We start from the raw sequence: 16,181 nt of genomic DNA on the forward strand, positions 1-16,181 counted from the left end.
GCGCACCCGCCGGTGGTCGGACGGCGACGCCGTGCTACGCCCCAGGGTCCGCGACCGGACGACAGGGGCAGCACATGACCTCCGCCGACGTGGCGGCCTCCACCCTCCTGCCCGCGGAGCGGGACGCGCTGTCGCGCGCCCTGACGCTGGCGGCGACCGACGGCCTCGTGCTGGGCGCGAACCCGCGGGTCGGGTGCGTGCTCCTGGATGCCGACGGCGCCGTCCTCGCGGAGGGCTTCCACCGGGGTGCGGGCACGCCGCACGCCGAGGCCGTCGCCCTGGCGAACGCGCGGCACGCCCTCGGCGCGGACGCGCTGCGCGGCGCCACCGCCGTCGTCACCCTCGAACCGTGCGCCCACACCGGCCGCACCGGCCCCTGCGCGCACGCCCTGCGCGACGCCGGCGTCGCCCGGGTCGTGTACGCCCAGGGCGACCCCAACCCCGTCGCCGCGGGCGGCGCGCAGGTGCTGCGCGAGGACGGGATCGACGTCGTCGACGCCTCGGGGCTCCTCGACGACGACCTCGCGGGCCGGGTGCGGGACATCAACCGTGTCTGGAGCGCCGCCGTCGCCCTCGGCCGGCCGTACGTCACCTGGAAGGTCGCGGCCAGCCTCGACGGCCGCACCGCCGCCGCCGACGGCACCTCCCGCTGGATCACGTCCGTCGCCGCCCGCCGCGACGTCCACCGGCTGCGCGCGACCGTCGACACCGTGCTCGTCGGCACCGGCACCCTGCTCGCCGACGACCCCGCCCTCACCGTGCGAGGGGTCCCGGCCGCCCAGCCGCTGCGCGCCGTCATGGGGCTGCGCGACGTCCCGGCGGACGCCCGGCTCGCCGCGCCCGGCCCGGACGGCGCCGATGCCGTGCACCTGCGCACCCGCGACCCCCACCAGGCACTCGCCACGTTGTGGGACCACGACCGCCGCCACGTCCTGCTGGAGGGCGGCGCCACCCTCGCCGCCGCGTTCTGGCGCGCCGGGCTCGTCGACGAGGTCGTCGCCTACGTCGCCCCCGTCCTGCTCGGCGCCGGCCCGACCGCCGTCGCCGACCTCGGCATCACCACCATCACCGGCGCCGCCCGGCTCGACGTCGTCGACGTGACCCTGGTCGCGCCCGACGACGACGACGCCCCCGGCGACACCACCGTGCGGCTCACCCTGCGGCCGCGGAAGGAGCAGTAGATGTTCACCGGCATCGTCACCGAGCTCGGCACCGTCGTCGCCCTGGAGCGCACCACCGACGCCGCCCGACTCACCGTCCGCTCGCCCGGTGTCCTCGACGGCGTCCGGCACGGCGACTCGATCGCCGTGAACGGCTGCTGCCTCACCGTCGCCGCGCACGACGCCGACACCTGGACCGCCGACCTCATGGCCGAGACCCTGGACCGCACCACGCTCGGCGGCCTGCGCCCCGGCGACGTGGTCGACCTCGAGCCCGCGCTCGCCGTCGGCGACCGCCTCGGCGGGCACATCGTCCAGGGGCACGTCGACGGCGTCGGCACCGTGCTCGCCCGCACCCCGGGCGAACGCTGGGACGTCGTCGAGATCTCCCTGCCGGCCGACCTCGCGCGGTACGTCGTCGCCAAGGGCTCCGTCGCCGTCGACGGCGTCTCCCTCACCGTGGTCGCCGCGGGGGAGACGTCGTTCACCGTCAGCCTCATCCCCGAGACCCTCGCCCGCACGACGCTCGGCACCCGCGGAGTCGGCGACACCGTCAACCTGGAGACCGACGTGCTGGCCCGGCACGTCGAGCGTCTCCTGCAGTCCGGCGCGGCCGTCGGCACCCCCGCCATCCAGCCCGAGGAGGCCACCCTGTGAGCACCCGTCCCGACCTGGTCGCACGCGTCGAGCGCGCGATCGCCGCCGTCGCCGCCGGGCGGGCCGTCGTCGTCATGGACGACACCGACCGGGAGAACGAGGGCGACCTCATCCTCGCCGCCGAGGCCGCCACCCCCGAGCTCATGGGGTTCGTCGTCCGGCACACCAGCGGCCTCGTCTGCGTCGCCGCCGACGGCGCCACCCTCGACCGGCTCGCCCTGCCGCTCATGGTCACCGAGAACCGCGACGCCTACCGCACCGCCTACACCGTGACCGTCGACGCCGCTCACGGCGTCACCACCGGCATCTCCGCCGCCGACCGCGCCCTGACCGCCCGCACCCTCGCCGACCCGCACGCGACGCCCGGCGACCTCACCCGGCCCGGGCACGTCCTCCCGCTGCGCGCCCACGACGGCGGCGTGCTGGCCCGCCGCGGGCACACCGAGTCCGCCGTCGACCTCGCCCGCCTCGCCGGACGAGGCAGCGTCGGCGTCCTCGCCGAGCTCGTCCACGACGACGGCACCATGATGCGCCGCCCCGCACTCGTCGAGTTCGCCGCCGAGCACGGACTCGAGATCCTCTCCGTGGCCGACCTCGTCGCCTACCGGCATTCCACCGAGACCCTCGTGCAGCGCGTCGCCGTCACCCGCCTGCCCACCCGGCACGGCGACCTCACGGCCGTCGGCTACCGCGACGCCCTCACCGGCGTCGAGCACGTCGCCCTCGTCGCCGGCGACCTCGCGGCGCTCGCGGACGACGAACCCGTGCTCGCCCGCGTGCACTCCGAGTGCCTCACCGGCGACGCGTTCGGCTCGCTGCGCTGCGACTGCGGCCCCCAGCTCGACGCGTCCCTGCGGGCGGTCGTCGACGCCGGTCGCGGCGTGGTGGTCTACCTGCGCGGCCACGAGGGCCGCGGCATCGGCCTCGCCGCCAAGCTCACCGCCTACGCCCTGCAGGACGCCGGCCGCGACACCGTCGACGCCAACCTCGACCAGGGGCTGCCCGCCGACGCCCGCGAGTACACCGCCGCCGCGCACGTCCTGCGCGACCTCGGGATCGGCGCCGTGCGGCTCCTGACCAACAACCCCGACAAGGTGGATGGCCTGCGCGCCGGGGGAGCGGACGTCGTCGAACGCGTCCCGCTCGCCATCCACCCCGCCCCCGACAACGTCGCCTACCTGCGCACCAAGCGTGACCGCATGGGCCACGACCTGCCGAACCTCGAACCCGAAGGAGACACCATGACCACCGGACTCACCGAGGCCACCCGATGAGCGGCCACGGGGCGCCCGCCACGCGCGCCGTCGACTCCTCCGACCTGCGGGTCGCCGTCGTCGCCGCCTCCTGGCACGAGACCGTCATGGACGGCCTCGTCGACGGCGCGCTGCGCGCCTGCGCCGACCACGGCGTCACCCCCGACGTGCTGCGCGTCCCCGGCTCGTTCGAGCTGCCCGTCGCCGCCCAGGCCTGCGCCCGGGCGGGCTACGACGCGATCGTCGCGCTCGGCGTCGTGATCCGCGGCGGCACCCCCCACTTCGACTACGTGTGCGCCGCCGCCACCGACGGGCTCAACCGGGTCGCGCTCGACCACACCGTGCCCGTCGGGTTCGGCCTCCTCACCTGCGACGACGACGCCCAGGCGCTCGACCGCGCCGGCCTGGAGGGCTCCCGGGAGGACAAGGGGTACGAGGCGGCCGCCGCCGCGCTCGCCACCGCGCACGTCGTACGGGGCGTCCGCGCGGGTGCCCCCGTGCCCGTCGCATGACCCGTCCGGTGACCCCGGACACACCTCCCGGATCCGGTGCACGAACCACGTCCGGTCTGGGGTAGTATTTCGGTCGGCCCTCCGGGGCCGAACCGGCCAGTTTCTGGTGCTCCGGCACCAGGCCTAGCCGGACGGGCTGTGGCGCAGCTTGGTAGCGCACTTGACTGGGGGTCAAGGGGTCGCAGGTTCAAATCCTGTCAGCCCGACAGTGAAGGGCTCGGATCCGCATCGCGGATCCGAGCCCTTTGTCGTTCCGTGATCGTGGTGGCCGCCGTCCGCCCACAGGAGGCCGAGCGGCTCGTCGTCGGCGATCACCCCGGGCCGGTGACCGGGCCGCCGTGCCAGGCACGCGGACGGGCGCGGCCCCCCGTCCGTCCGGTCGTGGGCCGCGTCCGGCACGCATCAGGACGACGGTGTCCCGAAGTACTTGTCCAGGATGGGGGCGAGGTACTCGAACGCCTTCTGACCCTGCGCCAGCGAGCCTTCCAGGGCGATCTTGAGCGGGCCGTCGGCGACCTTCGCGAGGACGAGCTGCACGGCGTCGGCGACCAGCGTCCAGATGCTGTCGATGACGGTGGTCACGGCGTCGTTCCCCGACGGCGCGCTGGGGAAGTCGGGCAGGTTCGAGGGCGGGTCGACGGGGGCGAACGGCTGTCCCGCGTCGAGGTCGGCGATGGCCTGGAGGAAGGCCTGGTCCATGCCCTGGACGACGGTGTAGACGGCGCCGCACGCGGCCCAGACGTCCTGGGCGGCCTCGCGCTGGCCGGCCTTCGTCAGGGCGGTGTCGGCGCTGATCGCGGCGACCATGAGGGCCGACCCGCCCATCGCGAGGTAGCGGCTGTACGTGGTGTAGGCGGCGCAGGTGGTCGCGGCGGTCCCCGTCAGCGTGCTGTTGCAGGTCGGGGTGGCGGCGGCGGACAGCACGTGCACGGTCCGGTCCGCCGGGGGTGCCTCGGGCGCGACGGGCGGCCAGATGGTGAGCGGTGCGGTGGAGGTGGTCATGATGCGTCCTCGTCTCGTGCTCGATGGGGTGGGTGCTCACTGCGGGTCGAGGCCGGCGATCACCTCCTGGAGCTGGTCGACGACCTGCTGGCTGACGAGGTCGTTCGCGACGGTGACGGCCTGTCCGGTGGCCTTGTCCGTCATCGTGTAGCTGTCCTGCTGGGCGAGCCCGTCGGCGAGGTCGTGCAGGGCGGCGGCCAGCGCGGACGCCTGTGCGGTGACATCGGGGACGACGGTGCCGGTGAGAGTGGTGGTCGCGGCGGTGAGCGCCGCGGCGAGCCGCCCGCAGGGCAGGGCCTGGGCGTCGAGCTGAGCGAGGAGGCTGTTCACCTGTCCGGGTGGCGGGGTGGTGAGGGTGGTGGCGAGCTCCGTGAGGTCGTCGACGAGGCTGCCCGCCATCGCCCGGGTGGTGCCGGAGGTGGGGCAGGCGAGGTGGAACAGGCCTTGCAGGGGGTCGACGAGGGACTGCACGACACCGAGGATCCGGGCGACGTGCCCGGCGGCCGGGACGGCGCCGACGAGCCCGCGGGCGTCCTCGGTCACGGGGGCGAGAGCCGTGGCGTAGGTGTGCAGTGCCGCCGACAGGCCGGTGACGCCCGCCTCGACGGCGTCGAGCGTGGTCGCCAGGGTGGCCTGGCGCGCGGCGACCGACTGCGCGGCCGTCTCGATCTGGTCGTGCGCGGACGTCCAGCCGGTCAGGTCGGTGCCCTGGGTGGTGAGCTGCTGGTGGATGGCGTCCATCGTGGCGACGAGCTGTTCGGCGCCGAGCACCCAGCCGTCGGCACGGTGCACGGCGTCGGCGAGGGTGGCGGCGGTGGGCAGGTCGGCGACGTCCGCGGTGACGGCCTGCTCGACCGCCGCGATGGCGCGCAGGGCGTCCGGCAGCGTGGTGACGCAGGCCTTGACGTCGGTGGCCTGCTGGGCGACGAGGGCTTCCACGGGGTCCACGAGCGCGGTGAGGAACGCGAGGTCGAACGCGGTCAGGCTGGTGAGCAGGTCCGAGCAGACGTCGAACGTCGCGCCGAACTGCCCGAGCCCGGCCGCGAACGTGGCGGGCAGGTCGGCGCTCTGCCGGAACGCCGTGAGCGCCGAGGCGAGGGCGGTGGCGTCGGGCCCGATCTTGCCGAGCCGGCCGGTGAGGTCGCCGGCCCCGGCGACCATCGCGGCGGTGCGGGGCCACACGGCGGGGTCGACGGGGGCGACGGGCCAGGGGCCGGCGGTGGTCGCCCCGGCGAGAGCGGCCGGCCCGCCCGCGCGGACCTGCGCCAGGCTGACGGGAACGGTCCGGGGGTGGTCGGGGTGGAGCGGCGAGACCAGGGCCATCCGTTGCGGTGCGGTGCGCAGAGCACCGAGTGCGGGGGCACGGACGGCGGTGCTCCCGCCGCCGTTGCCGGTGAGGTCCGGAGCGCACACCGGGAAGTCCGGGAGCCCGCCGGTGCCGTCCGACAACCCGGCCCCGGTGATGGCGCCGAGCAGCTCGGAGGCGACGCTCTTCAACGTGCTGTCGTCCCCCTGCCGGAACTGGCTCATCGACGACCCGAAGGAGGTGTACGTCGACCCGGCCTGCTGGCCCGTGGCGGACCCGGCGGCCTGCTGCCCGGACGACAGCCCGCCCTGCTGGGCTCCCGCCTGCCCGACCGCGGACTTCAGCGAGGTGATCCCCAGCCAGCCCTCGACCTTCGCCTCGAGCCCGTCGAGGAGCGTCGACAGCCCGGTGGCCTTCAGCACCCAGTCGATGGCGGGCTTGAGCACGTGGTCGACGATCCACGCGATGGCGTCGAGAACCCAGCGCAGCGGGCCGATTGCGTTCTCGACCTTGCGGAACCCGCTCGCCACGGGGGACAGGGCGTCCGCCGCGGACTCGAAGGCGTGCAGGGTGTCCTGCACGCCCTGACCCATGCCGTCCGCGACGTCCTCGATCACCCCGACGACGGTCTCCAGGCCCGCGAACACCGGGCTCATCGCCTGCTCGAACGCGCCGAACGCCGTCCCGACGTCGTCGAGCACGGTGTTCAGCGTGTCGACGACCGCGGCGAGCCGGTCGCCGGGCTCGCTCCCCTCGAGGAACGGGACGAGCGTGCCGGCGATCTGCAGGAGGTAGTCGAGGATCTGCACGGTGTTGAGGTACTGCGGCACCTGGACGGTGAGCTCCTCCAGCACCTGCTGGACGTCCTTGATGCCCGTGTCGAGGTCGACGACCGTCACCCGCACGGGCTCCACGGTGGCCTTCGCCTCGTCGAGGAAGGAGGAGGCGTCGGACAGGAACCCGCCGGCCGCGTCGAAGACGGCGCTGGCGGGGGCCACGACGATGTCGACGAACGGCACGCCGTCCAGGGCGTCGGTGACGGCGGCGGCGGCCTCGACGAGCGCCGAGAGGTCCTGGACGGTCGTGTCGATGGTGCCGACGGCGCCGAGGGCGCTCGCGACGTCGCCGAGGAACCCCTCGACGTCCGCGAGGGGGCTGTCGGCGGCGACGTAGGGCGCGGCGCTCGTCAGGAGGTCCTTGAGGTCGCCGACGAGGGTCGCGAGGTCGGGTGCGGTGCTCTGCGTGGTCATCGTGCTCACCTCCTGTCCTGGTCGGCGCCGTCGAAGGCCGACACGACGCGTTGCGCGACCTTGCCGGGCACGGTGAGGGCGTCCAGGAGCAGGTCGGCGGCCACGGGGGAGTCGGCGGCGCTCGCGGCGAGGGTCCCGGTGAGCAGGTCGAGACGTCCCGGCGCGACCAGGCGGTCCGCGTGCTCGCCCAGCACGCGCGCCCCGAGGGTGAGCTGCTGGTGGCACTCGAGCCGCCAGCGGGCGTTCGTCATGGTGATCGCGGCGTCGTTGACGTCGTGGCGGTGCCCGGTGTCGTCGGACGGGTACCAGGGTGCCCAGGAGTCGCCACGGCCGAGGTGGACGGCCGACGGCGGGAACCCGGCCGCGTACATGAACAGGGTGCAGGGGAAGCAGGAGGCGAGCTTCGTGGTCCGGCGCCCGACGGCGATCTCGAACGGCGTGCACCAGGGGCCGCGGGCCACGGCCGAGTACACCATCTGGACCATGCCGTGGGTGTAGCCGACCACGCCGGGCACGTGCGGGTGGGGGCCTTCGATGCCCGGCACGGGGCTGCCGTCCGGCAGGAGCAGCAGACCCCACGGCTGGGTGTCCTGGTCGTTGTCCGGGCCGGGATAGGTGTACACGGGCGGTGCCCAGCGGTCCCCGTGGCCGTCGACGGGGACGTCGGCGCGCACCGTGCTGGTGACGCTGCCGGCGCGCCGCACCGGATCGTCGAGCAGCCCCGTGTACGCGCCGTAGCCCTGGTACCCGAGGGGTTCGGTGACGGACGCGGCGATCTGGCGCAGCTGTTCGGCCTCGGCGGTCGTGGGCACCGCGTTCCGGGTCGCGAACTGGCTGCGCGCGGCACCCGCGGCCCCCGTGATGAGGGCGGCCTGTTCCCAGGGCCGCGCCGGCGCGACGGCGACGGCGTCCGGTGCGCCGTCGGGCAGGTCGAGCACCCTGGTGCCCGCCAGCGCCCGGCGGACCAGGTCCACCGCGGCGGAGTTCACCGGTTCGTCGTCCGCGTCCTCGTAGACGAACTCGACGGGCTGGTTCGTGACCAGCCGCGCCGCGGTGAAGCCGACCAGCGCGGCCGTGAGGACGAGGTTCGCGTCGTCCACCGCCGTCGCGCTGACGCCGTAGGGGCCCGTCGCCGGTGCTGGTGCCGCCGTCCCGCCGAGAATGGTGTCGGTCCGTCGCAGTGCCACGGCTCCGCCCTCCTTCCGGGCCGGGGTCCGCGCCTCCGCGCCACCCGCCGGGGCGGGCCGGTGCGGGCGCCGGGCCGGGCCCGTCGTGCGCCGGTGGCCGTCGTCGGTGACGGCCGGGTCCCGCTCACGCTAGGCGGCGGGCGTCACCACGGACGTGGCCGGGTCGTCACCGTCGCGTCACCGACGACGGAGGAGGTGCACCGGCGTCGGGCAGGCCGTCGTGCAGCAGACGCTCCATGAGCGGCGACGGCGGCAGGCCCAGCTCGTCGGCGAGCAGCTCGCGGAAGCGGCGGTAGTGCCGGACGGCCTCGGCGACGTTGCCCTCGGCGAGGTGGATGCCCACGACGGCGCGGTGGGCGCTCTCGCGCAACGGCTCGGTCTCGACCGCGGCGAGGGCCGCCTCCATCGCCTCGCCGTACCGCTCCGCGCGAGTGAGGCGGCGGGCCAGGACCTCCAGGGCGTGCAGGCGCAGCTGGCGCAGCCGTTCCCGCTCGACCTCCACCCATGCGTCGCACCAGCCGGGCAGCAGCTCCCCGCCGGACATGTCCGCAGGGAGCCCGGTGGCGTCCTGCTCGGGGCACGACACGACCTCGTGGGCCCAGGCGCACAACCGGTGCACGTCCACGCCGACGCCGTCCGCGACGCGCAGCCGACCTCCGGCGGTGTCCAGCAGGCCCGGGGCGATCCGGTGCAGCCGCCACAGCGCGGAGCGGAGGTTCGCCTGGGCGGCGGACTCGGTGACGTCGGGCCACAGCCGCCCGGCGACGACACCGCGGTCCGGACGGTGGGTGAGGCTGACGTGGGCGACGAGGCGGCGCACCGCCGGGGGGAGCTCGGCGGAGGTCCCCGTGACGTGGAACCCGTCCAGCAACGTGATGTCGAGACCGGTGCTCCGTCCCGAGGTCACGACCCGGATGTCCGCTCTCGTCGAAGGGCCAACGATGACTCGTCGCTGGGTCCCCATTCAGCCAAAGAATCCGGCGGACCGCCACGCGGTCGTCGCGGCCGGGCAGGTGCCGGGCACCCGTTCGTGGGGTTGGTGACCCACGGCGCGGGGCGACACGGTGAACGGACGTCGACGTGCTGCCGACAGCGACCTCGGGTCGGTGGAGGGGCGCGATCATGCGGTCTCGGACGCGGCGGGCTCGACCACCAGGAGGGCGGCGTTCTCGGCCTCGTAGTCCTCGGACTCCTCGACGACGCCCGCCCGACGCCGGCGGGCCAGCAGGACGCAGGCGGCGGCGGTGGCGAGCCCGGCGGCGACGGGGAGCCACCGGCTCGGCACGCCGCGACGGTGGGTTGCGGTGGTGGTCATGGTCAGGCCTTCCGGATGAGGGCGGACACGGTGACGTCGCCGATGCTGGCGTCGTCGTCGACGCCGAGCCAGCGCTGGACCTGGCGCCACCGGGTGGCGAACACCGAACCGGCGACGCCGTCGACGGCCTTGCCGTCGAGCCCGGCGACCCGTTGGGCGATCTTGACCGCGGGCCCCTTGCTGCCGGTCCTGACGCCGTGGAGGGACGTGTACCAGGTGCGGGGGCCGACGACGCCGTCGGGTTCGAGCCCCGCGGCCTTCTGCCAGGCCGTGGTCGCCTCAGCGAGCGGGGCCCCGAAGCCCGTGCCGTCGGCGCCGGAGAACTGCCCCTCGGCCTCGAGGAACTCCTTCCACAGGGCGGTCCAGGCGGAGCGCCGGCTGCGCTGCTTGATGGTCGGGGGGCGTCGCGGCTTGCGGGTGGTGCCCGTCGCGGTGCGGGCGGATCGTGCCGAGGAGCGCCGCCGCGACGTGCGCCGAGCAGGACGGCGGTCCGCGGACGGGCTGTACACGAGGTGCCAGGGCTCGTCGACACGCCGCCCCTCGGTCTCGGTCCAGCCGTGGACCGCCAGGATGGGGAAGGCCTGGCCGCGCCGGCCGTTGCCGAACTCGCCCACCCCGCCGAAGTCGTTGACGTCCACCGCGAGACCCCACCCGTGGTTGGAGAAGCCCGGCACGGCGGCCGCGGCCCCGTCGACGCGCCCGTAGACGGCGCCGTCGTACTTGCGGTAGTCCCCGAACGGGCTGCGGGCGCCGCGCCGGTAGCGCTGGAGGAAGAAGGTGCGCTGCTCGTCGAGCGTGCGGGTCCAGCCGCGCACGGTGAGCTGCAGCCCGGTCTCCGCCTCGATCTGCTCGATCGCGCGGTTCCAGGAGTCGGCGGCGTCCTTGCGCAGGTAGGCCCGCGCCCGGCCGCTGGTGCCGTGCCGTCCGCTGGGCATCACCTCCGCCAGCATCGACGCCGGCAGCGAGCCGTTGCGGTAGCTGCGTCGTCCGAACCTCATCGTGGTCATGGCCGTGCCTCCGGGGGCGTGCGGGGGTGCGTCGCCGGGCCGGCCGGCGGCAGGGGGACGGCGACGGTGGGGTCGCCGAGGACGACGGTGCTCGTCCGGTCGTGGGCGGTGACGCGGCGGTAGACCATCGTCGCCAGGGGCGTCCGGGCGGCGGCGCCGAACGTCTCCTGGAAGGCGTGCTCCGCGTCGCGGTAGGACTGGAGCAGCGACGCGACGGGGTCGTAGTGCGGTTCCATGCAGTAGCCCACGGGCCGTCCGCTGAACAGCCGGTCGTACAGCGACCGGCGCAGCGAGTCGGTGAGGTCGGCCTGGTTGGGCGGGAACTCCAGCGTCCAGTTGAAGGTCGGCTCGACGTGGCCCACGAACGCGCGCAACGGCTGCTCGGCGCCGAGGAGCGCGCGGGGGAGCGGCGAGGTGGTCGCTCCCAGGCGGGCTATCCCGCGCAGGGTGTCCGCGAGCCGTCCGTCGACGAGGCCCTCGTACGCGGTGGGGCTGTCGGCACCGGCCGAGCAGCACGCCTGCGCGAACCACACGGCGCCGTCGGGCTGCCACCGGGACAGCAGGGTCTGCGGGTCCAGGAGCGCGTGGTCCTGGTCGACGAGCAGGCCGAGGTCGGCCCGCATCCGGTCGAGGTCCGCGAGCGGGCCGGTCTGCCCGTGGCTGCACGTGACGATCACGGCAGGGTGCAGCGACACCAGCGCGTCGGTGAGCGCCCCGACCGTCGCGGGGGCGCGGCGACCGTCGAGGAACGTGGGCGTCAGCTCGTCGTCGGCGGCGAACGTGTCGTGGAACTGCTGGGCGACGACGTCGCGCATGAGCGTGGTGATCTCGCCCGCCTGGTGGTCGACGGCCCAGACGAGGGGTGTGCTCCAGCTCGCGGTGGAGCCCGCCCACTCGCCGAGCAGGGCGTCGACGTACCGGGTCAGTGCGGGGCCCTCCAGGTCGAGCCGCCCGACGTACCGCACCGGGTTGAGGATGTACTGGACGCGCCACGGCACCTGCTCGGGGGAGCCGTAGACGAGCAGGTACATCGGCAGTCGGCCGGCGTCCGCTCCGGCGGGTGCCGCGGGCACGAAGACCTGCGCGTCGCCCGCGTAGTCCGTGAGCGTCCAGTCGGCGTAGCTGGTGCCCGGGCGGTACCGGAACACCCTGCCGCGGCGGGCGTCGACGAGGCGGCGCACGTCCTCGGGGAGGTCGACGAGGTCGACGAGCTCGTCGCGCGAGAGCCCGTCGGGCTCCCGGGCGACCACGCCCCAGCCGATGTCGGGGTGGCGCCAGTCCCACGGGTCCGGGGGGTGGGGGCGCATCGTCGGCTCGCCGAGCGTGAAGCGTCCGGCGAGCCACGAGGCGGGGTCGGCGACGAACGACCCGTCCGCGGTCGCGTCGCCGGTCCAGGCGTCCGCCTGCAGCCGGTACCCGTCGGCGAGCTCCGGGACGGCGGTGCCCGTGCCGGTGGTGCCGCTCACGGGGAGTCCTCCAGGTCGGCCGGGTCGATGCCCAGGGTGGCGGCGATCTCGTGCACGCGGGCCACGAGCGCCTCGCGGAACGCCTTGTCCGCCCCGCCGGGCGGCAGGGACGCCCGCACGGACAGCAGCGCGGTGAGCTCCAGCCGCAGCGCCCGGGCGTCGTCGGCCCCCTGACCGGGGGCGACCACTTGGAGGAGGAAGTCCTCCTTGCGCAGGTAGAGCGCGGGGACGGTCCACTCCCGCTCCTGCCCGGGGGCCGCGGTCGAGTTCAGCTCGGGCGTGGTGTAGAGCCGGTTGCGCGCGGTGGCCACGACGCACGCCCAGTCGAGGGCGGCGGTGCTGCCGTCGGGCGCGGCCGTGCGCGGACCGAGCTCGTCGAACAGGCTCCCGTACAGGCAGCGGGTCAGGTGGCGGGCGAGCTCGGAGCGGATGGGGGTCCGCATGCCGATCACGGCGTGGGTGCTGCCCTTGCTGACCAGCTCGCGGGCGAGGGACGTCAGGCCGTCGTCGTCGGGGGAGGCGGCGCCGGCGCAGCAGTTCAGCACCACCATCCAGAAGCCGCCGTCGGTGTTGCGGGTCAGCTCGGCGACCTGCTCCTTGTCCAGCACGAGGCCGGGTCCGGGTTCGCTGGCCAGCCAGTCCTGCCGCAGGGCGAGGCGGACCGTGCCGTCGGACGAGCCGTGGCAGAACAGGTGCAGCACGTGCGGCCGGAAGCCGCGCACGAGGCCCTGGAGGTCGTGGTAGTCGGGCGGCACCAGGTGCACGCCGGCGATCTCCGGCGCCTGCCCGGCGTCCACCTCCGCCTGGAGCCGCTCCGCGAGCTGCGCCTCGCCGAGCACCACCAGGAGCGACATCCGCGGGGTGCCGGCGGAGTCGACGGCGGCGGCGCGGAGCTCGGCGAGCTCGCGGTCGGCGGGGACGCCACCGCACGACAGGACGGCCACGACCCGCAGCGGCGGCGTGAGCTGGTACACCGGCACGCGCGGCTGACCGGACGTCACGACGCGGGCGAACGCGTACTTGGTGCTCAGCGCGAGGTACTGCTGGCCGTCGTCGTCGGGGAACCGCAGGGTCTCCCAGGCCAGGGAGTCGGTGCGGCTCTGCGGCAGGAGCTCCGCGCACACGCCGAACCGTCGCTCGGTGCTGGTGCGCGCGCCGGTGAGGTGGTCGCGCACGACGGTGTTGACCGACAGGGCCTCGTAGAGCAGCTTCCCGTAGAGAGCCTCGGCGTCCGCCGCCGGCGCGGACTGCGCGAGCGCGGGACAGGTGAAGACCTCCTCGTAGCGCTGCGGGTCGACGGGCTCGGCGAGCCCGACGAGCGGCACGGGCTCGTCGTTGCGCCCGAGCGCGCTGATCTGGAACACGACGCGGTTCACGGGGTGCCTCCAGGGTCGGGACGGTGCCGTGGAGCCGGGTCGTCCGGGACGTACCGGTCGAGCAGGCGCGCGACCTTGTCGAGCGCGGACACCGCGGCCGGGTCGGCCGCACGGTCGGCGGCGGCGGGCAGCCACGCCATCTGGAGCTGTTCGATGCTGCGGGCCGCGGACGCGACCCACGCGTCGGGCAGGTCGCGCGCGGCGGCCCGGGTGGCGTGGGGCAGGAGGGCCGACCCCCCGTCGTCGAGGAGCTGCATGTCGCTGGTCCAGGCCGTACCGTCGACCTCCACGTCGGCGTCGGTCACCGTGTCGAGGAACAACGGGTTGAGCCAGGCCGACACGGCGGGCAGCACGACCGCCTCGTCCCGGGGCGCCAGGACGGTGCGCAGAGCGGCGCCGAGCTGCGTCGCCGCCGGGTCGTCGGCGAGGTCGTGCACGGCCGTCAGCCCGGGGCGGAGCCGGGCGACGTCGTCGGCCAGCTCGCGCAGCCCGGAGGCGTCGTGGGACGAGGGCGGTGGCGCGAGGGTCAGGGCGACGGCACCGACCTGGGTCAGCACCTCGACCAGCTCCACCGACTCCACGACGGGCGGCTCCCCGCGGCGCCGGTGCACCGGGTCGGGCAGGGCGAGCGCACCTCGCCCGTCGGCGAGCAGCCCGGGCGCGACGACGTGCACCACGTCGAGCCGCGCGCCGTCGACCGTGTCGAGCACCCAGCGCAGCCAGGGGTGGGGGACGAGCTCGGTGGCGTGGTCCGTGGGCGGGGCGTCGGCCGCGGGAGGGCGGTGGACGAGGACATGGCCGGCGTCGCCGAGCCGTGCGGCGGTCTCGGACCACGAGCGCGCGCCGGTGAACACGTGCAGGGTGAGGCCGGGGACGTTCGCGGCGTACTGGTCCGCCAGGGCGACGGCGGTCCCGGCCGCGTCCGCGTCGTCGGCGACGAGCAGACCGACGGTGAGGCGGCCCTCGGGCCGCTGCGGCCGCACGGGGTGGAAGGGCAGCCGGTACAGCGGTCGGCCGAGGGGAGCGAGGAGTCGCTCCCAGGGGACGACCGGCAGCAGCCCTCGCGGGGACGGGATCTCCAGCCAGAGCGCGTTGTGCGGGCGCACGGGGGACGCGCCGAGGTCGGCCACCGCCGGGGTCAGCTCCGCGAGCAGCGCGGACGGCACGGTGAGCCGTGCCTCCGTCACCCGGGCGAAGACCGAGGTGGGCAGGCCGAGCTCCCGCAGCGTGCAGCGGACCACCTCCTTCGGGCGCCCCCGGCCGCGCACGGTGGCGAGCACGGCCTCGGCCGTCGCGGGGTCGAGCGTCACCCGCAGCGTCGGCAGGTCGATCTCGGTGCGAAGCGCCATCGCCATGACGTCCCCCTCGCCGGTCCCTCGTCAGTCCTGCTCGATCTGGCACAGGAGCGCCCAGGCGGTCTGGTCGCTCTCGACGTCCCCGTGGCCGGGGATGAAGGCGGTGCCGTCGACCTCGACCAGCCGGTGCGTGCCCGTGAGCGGGTAGGGCCCGCCGACGTCGGGCATCGGCAGCCGGACGAGCTCTCCGGGACCCGTGCCCTGCGGCCCGAAGCCGCCCAGGGCCGCGTACCTCGACACCCCGCCCGCGATCGCCGCCTCGCCCAGGTCGGACCGCCGGCGCAGGGCCAGGTGGAAGACCTTCGTCAGGGGCACGTCGTGCCGGGACCGCGTGGTGACGATCGGCAGGCGGACGCGCCGCATCGCGTCCCGGTAGCCGCCCGGACGGCCCCCGACGTCGGGCGCGAACGCGAGGGCGGACAGCGCCGGCTGGAGCAGGAGGACGGAGTCGACGGCCGGGACCGGCGGGGCGCCGTGGCAGACCGCGGACAGCACCACCCGGCACCCGTAGGAGTGGCCCACGAGGTGGAGACGGGGACCTGCTGCCACCAGGTCGCGGACGACCGGGCCGACCCCGCGGGCGCCCACCCGGCCGCCGCGGTCCTTCATGAGCCGGACCGTGGTGAGCCGGATCCCGTCGCGCAGCAGGGCGAAGGGGTCGAGCCCCGCGACGTCGGGGCCGGCGAGCTCCGTCTCGTCGTCGATGATGCCGCCGCGCCGGGCGGGCGGGGCAGGGGCGAGCGTCTGCCGGGTGTCCCGCCACACCTCGAGCAGCTCGGCACCGTCCACGGGCGCGTCGTCCGCGCCGGTCTCGTCGTCGGTGGGCAGCGTCGCCAGGATCTGCGCGGCGCGAGCGGCCCCGTCCTCGCCGGGCCCGGGGTCGGCGAGGAGCGCCCGCAGCTCGGCGACCTGGTCCGCCCCGAGGTCGTCGGCCAGGACGGCGAGCTCGGCGTCGAGGTCGTCGCCCGTGCCGCCGGCGATGTCCGGACCGCGCTCGTCCGGCATGACGAGCGCGGTGCTGGGCCAGATCACGCCGACGTGGACGGGCCGCCACGGTCGTCGCGGCGGCCCCTGGCGGCGCACGACGTCGTCGAGGTGGCCGAAGAACCGGTCGTAGCGGGAGGTCGCCGCCGCGAAGTCGTTGTTCCAGCCGTGGGAGAAGAGCACCACGTCGGTGGCGTCGCGCGCGGCCCGCAGGAGCGCCTCGAGCGACCGCGGCGAGGTGAGCCGCCCGTCCTTGTCGAACCGGAGGAGGTACACGGGGCCGGGGACGAGGTCTGCGTCCCGGGTCTTCCAGGGGATGGTCTCTGCGGACATGGCGTCGTCGATCCGTCG

14 protein-coding genes and 1 tRNA gene are annotated in these 16,181 nt (G+C 75.3%); 5 read left to right on the forward strand and 10 right to left on the reverse strand.

All coding sequences use genetic code 11. The features are described from left to right. The first annotated feature begins 74 nt into the window (after positions 1 to 74). The 5 genes from ribD (at position 75) to ATJ88_RS09070 (ending at position 3,788) form a co-directional block, all read left to right on the forward strand. Positions 75 to 1,181 (forward strand): bifunctional diaminohydroxyphosphoribosylaminopyrimidine deaminase/5-amino-6-(5-phosphoribosylamino)uracil reductase RibD, encoded by a 1,107-nt coding sequence (gene ribD / locus ATJ88_RS09050; protein WP_098463549.1) that lies wholly within the window; start codon positions 75 to 77, stop codon positions 1,179 to 1,181. After that, complete coding sequence (locus tag ATJ88_RS09055; protein WP_098463550.1) at positions 1,182 to 1,817, forward strand: riboflavin synthase; 636 nt, start codon at positions 1,182 to 1,184, stop codon at positions 1,815 to 1,817. Then, complete coding sequence (locus ATJ88_RS09060) at positions 1,814 to 3,091, forward strand: bifunctional 3,4-dihydroxy-2-butanone-4-phosphate synthase/GTP cyclohydrolase II (RefSeq protein WP_098463551.1); 1,278 nt, start codon at positions 1,814 to 1,816, stop codon at positions 3,089 to 3,091. Before ATJ88_RS09055 ends, ATJ88_RS09060 begins: the two co-directional genes overlap by 4 nt. Next, a complete protein-coding gene (ribH, locus tag ATJ88_RS09065; protein ID WP_098463552.1) occupies positions 3,088 to 3,582 on the forward strand; it encodes a 6,7-dimethyl-8-ribityllumazine synthase in 495 nt (164 codons plus the stop codon). The genes ATJ88_RS09060 and ribH overlap by 4 nt, the downstream gene beginning before the upstream one ends. Before the next feature lie 132 nt (positions 3,583 to 3,714). Beyond that, positions 3,715 to 3,788: transfer RNA gene (locus ATJ88_RS09070), tRNA-Pro, on the forward strand. Between the two features lie 196 nt (positions 3,789 to 3,984). On the opposite strand, the gene ATJ88_RS09075 is transcribed toward ATJ88_RS09070, so the two are convergent. From ATJ88_RS09075 to ATJ88_RS18330, 10 genes are all read right to left on the reverse strand, one after another. After that, entirely contained in the window at positions 3,985 to 4,584 is a 600-nt protein-coding gene (locus ATJ88_RS09075; RefSeq protein ID WP_098463553.1) for a hypothetical protein, read from the reverse strand. A gap of 36 nt (positions 4,585 to 4,620) precedes the next feature. Beyond that, complete coding sequence (locus tag ATJ88_RS09080; RefSeq protein ID WP_141538640.1) at positions 4,621 to 7,140, reverse strand: hypothetical protein; 2,520 nt, start codon at positions 7,138 to 7,140, stop codon at positions 4,621 to 4,623. 5 nt (positions 7,141 to 7,145) lie between these two features. Further along, positions 7,146 to 8,327, reverse strand: a complete 1,182-nt coding sequence (locus tag ATJ88_RS09085) for a hypothetical protein (protein ID WP_098463555.1) — start codon at positions 8,325 to 8,327, stop codon at positions 7,146 to 7,148. Positions 8,328 to 8,493: 166 nt separating this feature from the next. Continuing rightward, positions 8,494 to 9,234 carry an AfsR/SARP family transcriptional regulator gene (locus ATJ88_RS09090; RefSeq protein WP_211287489.1) on the reverse strand — a complete coding sequence of 247 codons (741 nt, stop codon included), beginning with the start codon at positions 9,232 to 9,234 and terminating at the stop codon, positions 8,494 to 8,496. 213 nt (positions 9,235 to 9,447) lie between these two features. After that, positions 9,448 to 9,642, reverse strand: a complete 195-nt coding sequence (locus ATJ88_RS09095) for a hypothetical protein (RefSeq protein WP_098463557.1) — start codon at positions 9,640 to 9,642, stop codon at positions 9,448 to 9,450. Positions 9,643 to 9,644: 2 nt separating this feature from the next. Continuing rightward, positions 9,645 to 10,649: a peptidoglycan-binding protein gene (locus ATJ88_RS09100; protein WP_098463558.1), complete on the reverse strand. Its 1,005-nt coding sequence runs from the start codon at positions 10,647 to 10,649 to the stop codon at positions 9,645 to 9,647. Next, entirely contained in the window at positions 10,646 to 12,115 is a 1,470-nt protein-coding gene (locus ATJ88_RS09105) for a hypothetical protein (RefSeq protein WP_098463559.1), read from the reverse strand. The genes ATJ88_RS09100 and ATJ88_RS09105 overlap by 4 nt, the downstream gene beginning before the upstream one ends. Next, positions 12,112 to 13,491 (reverse strand): CHAT domain-containing protein, encoded by a 1,380-nt coding sequence (locus ATJ88_RS09110; RefSeq protein WP_098463560.1) that lies wholly within the window; start codon positions 13,489 to 13,491, stop codon positions 12,112 to 12,114. Before ATJ88_RS09110 ends, ATJ88_RS09105 begins: the two co-directional genes overlap by 4 nt. Next, the gene (locus ATJ88_RS09115) at positions 13,488 to 14,840 is read right to left on the reverse strand and encodes a hypothetical protein (RefSeq protein ID WP_098463561.1); all 1,353 of its coding nucleotides are present in this window, start codon (positions 14,838 to 14,840) and stop codon (positions 13,488 to 13,490) included. The genes ATJ88_RS09110 and ATJ88_RS09115 overlap by 4 nt, the downstream gene beginning before the upstream one ends. A 30-nt stretch (positions 14,841 to 14,870) precedes the next feature. Beyond that, a complete protein-coding gene (locus ATJ88_RS18330; RefSeq protein WP_098463562.1) occupies positions 14,871 to 16,163 on the reverse strand; it encodes a hypothetical protein in 1,293 nt (430 codons plus the stop codon). Between the last annotated feature and the right edge of the window lie 18 nt (positions 16,164 to 16,181).

The sequence above is a fragment of the Isoptericola jiangsuensis genome, from assembly GCF_002563715.1.
Classification (GTDB): domain Bacteria; phylum Actinomycetota; class Actinomycetes; order Actinomycetales; family Cellulomonadaceae; genus Isoptericola; species Isoptericola jiangsuensis.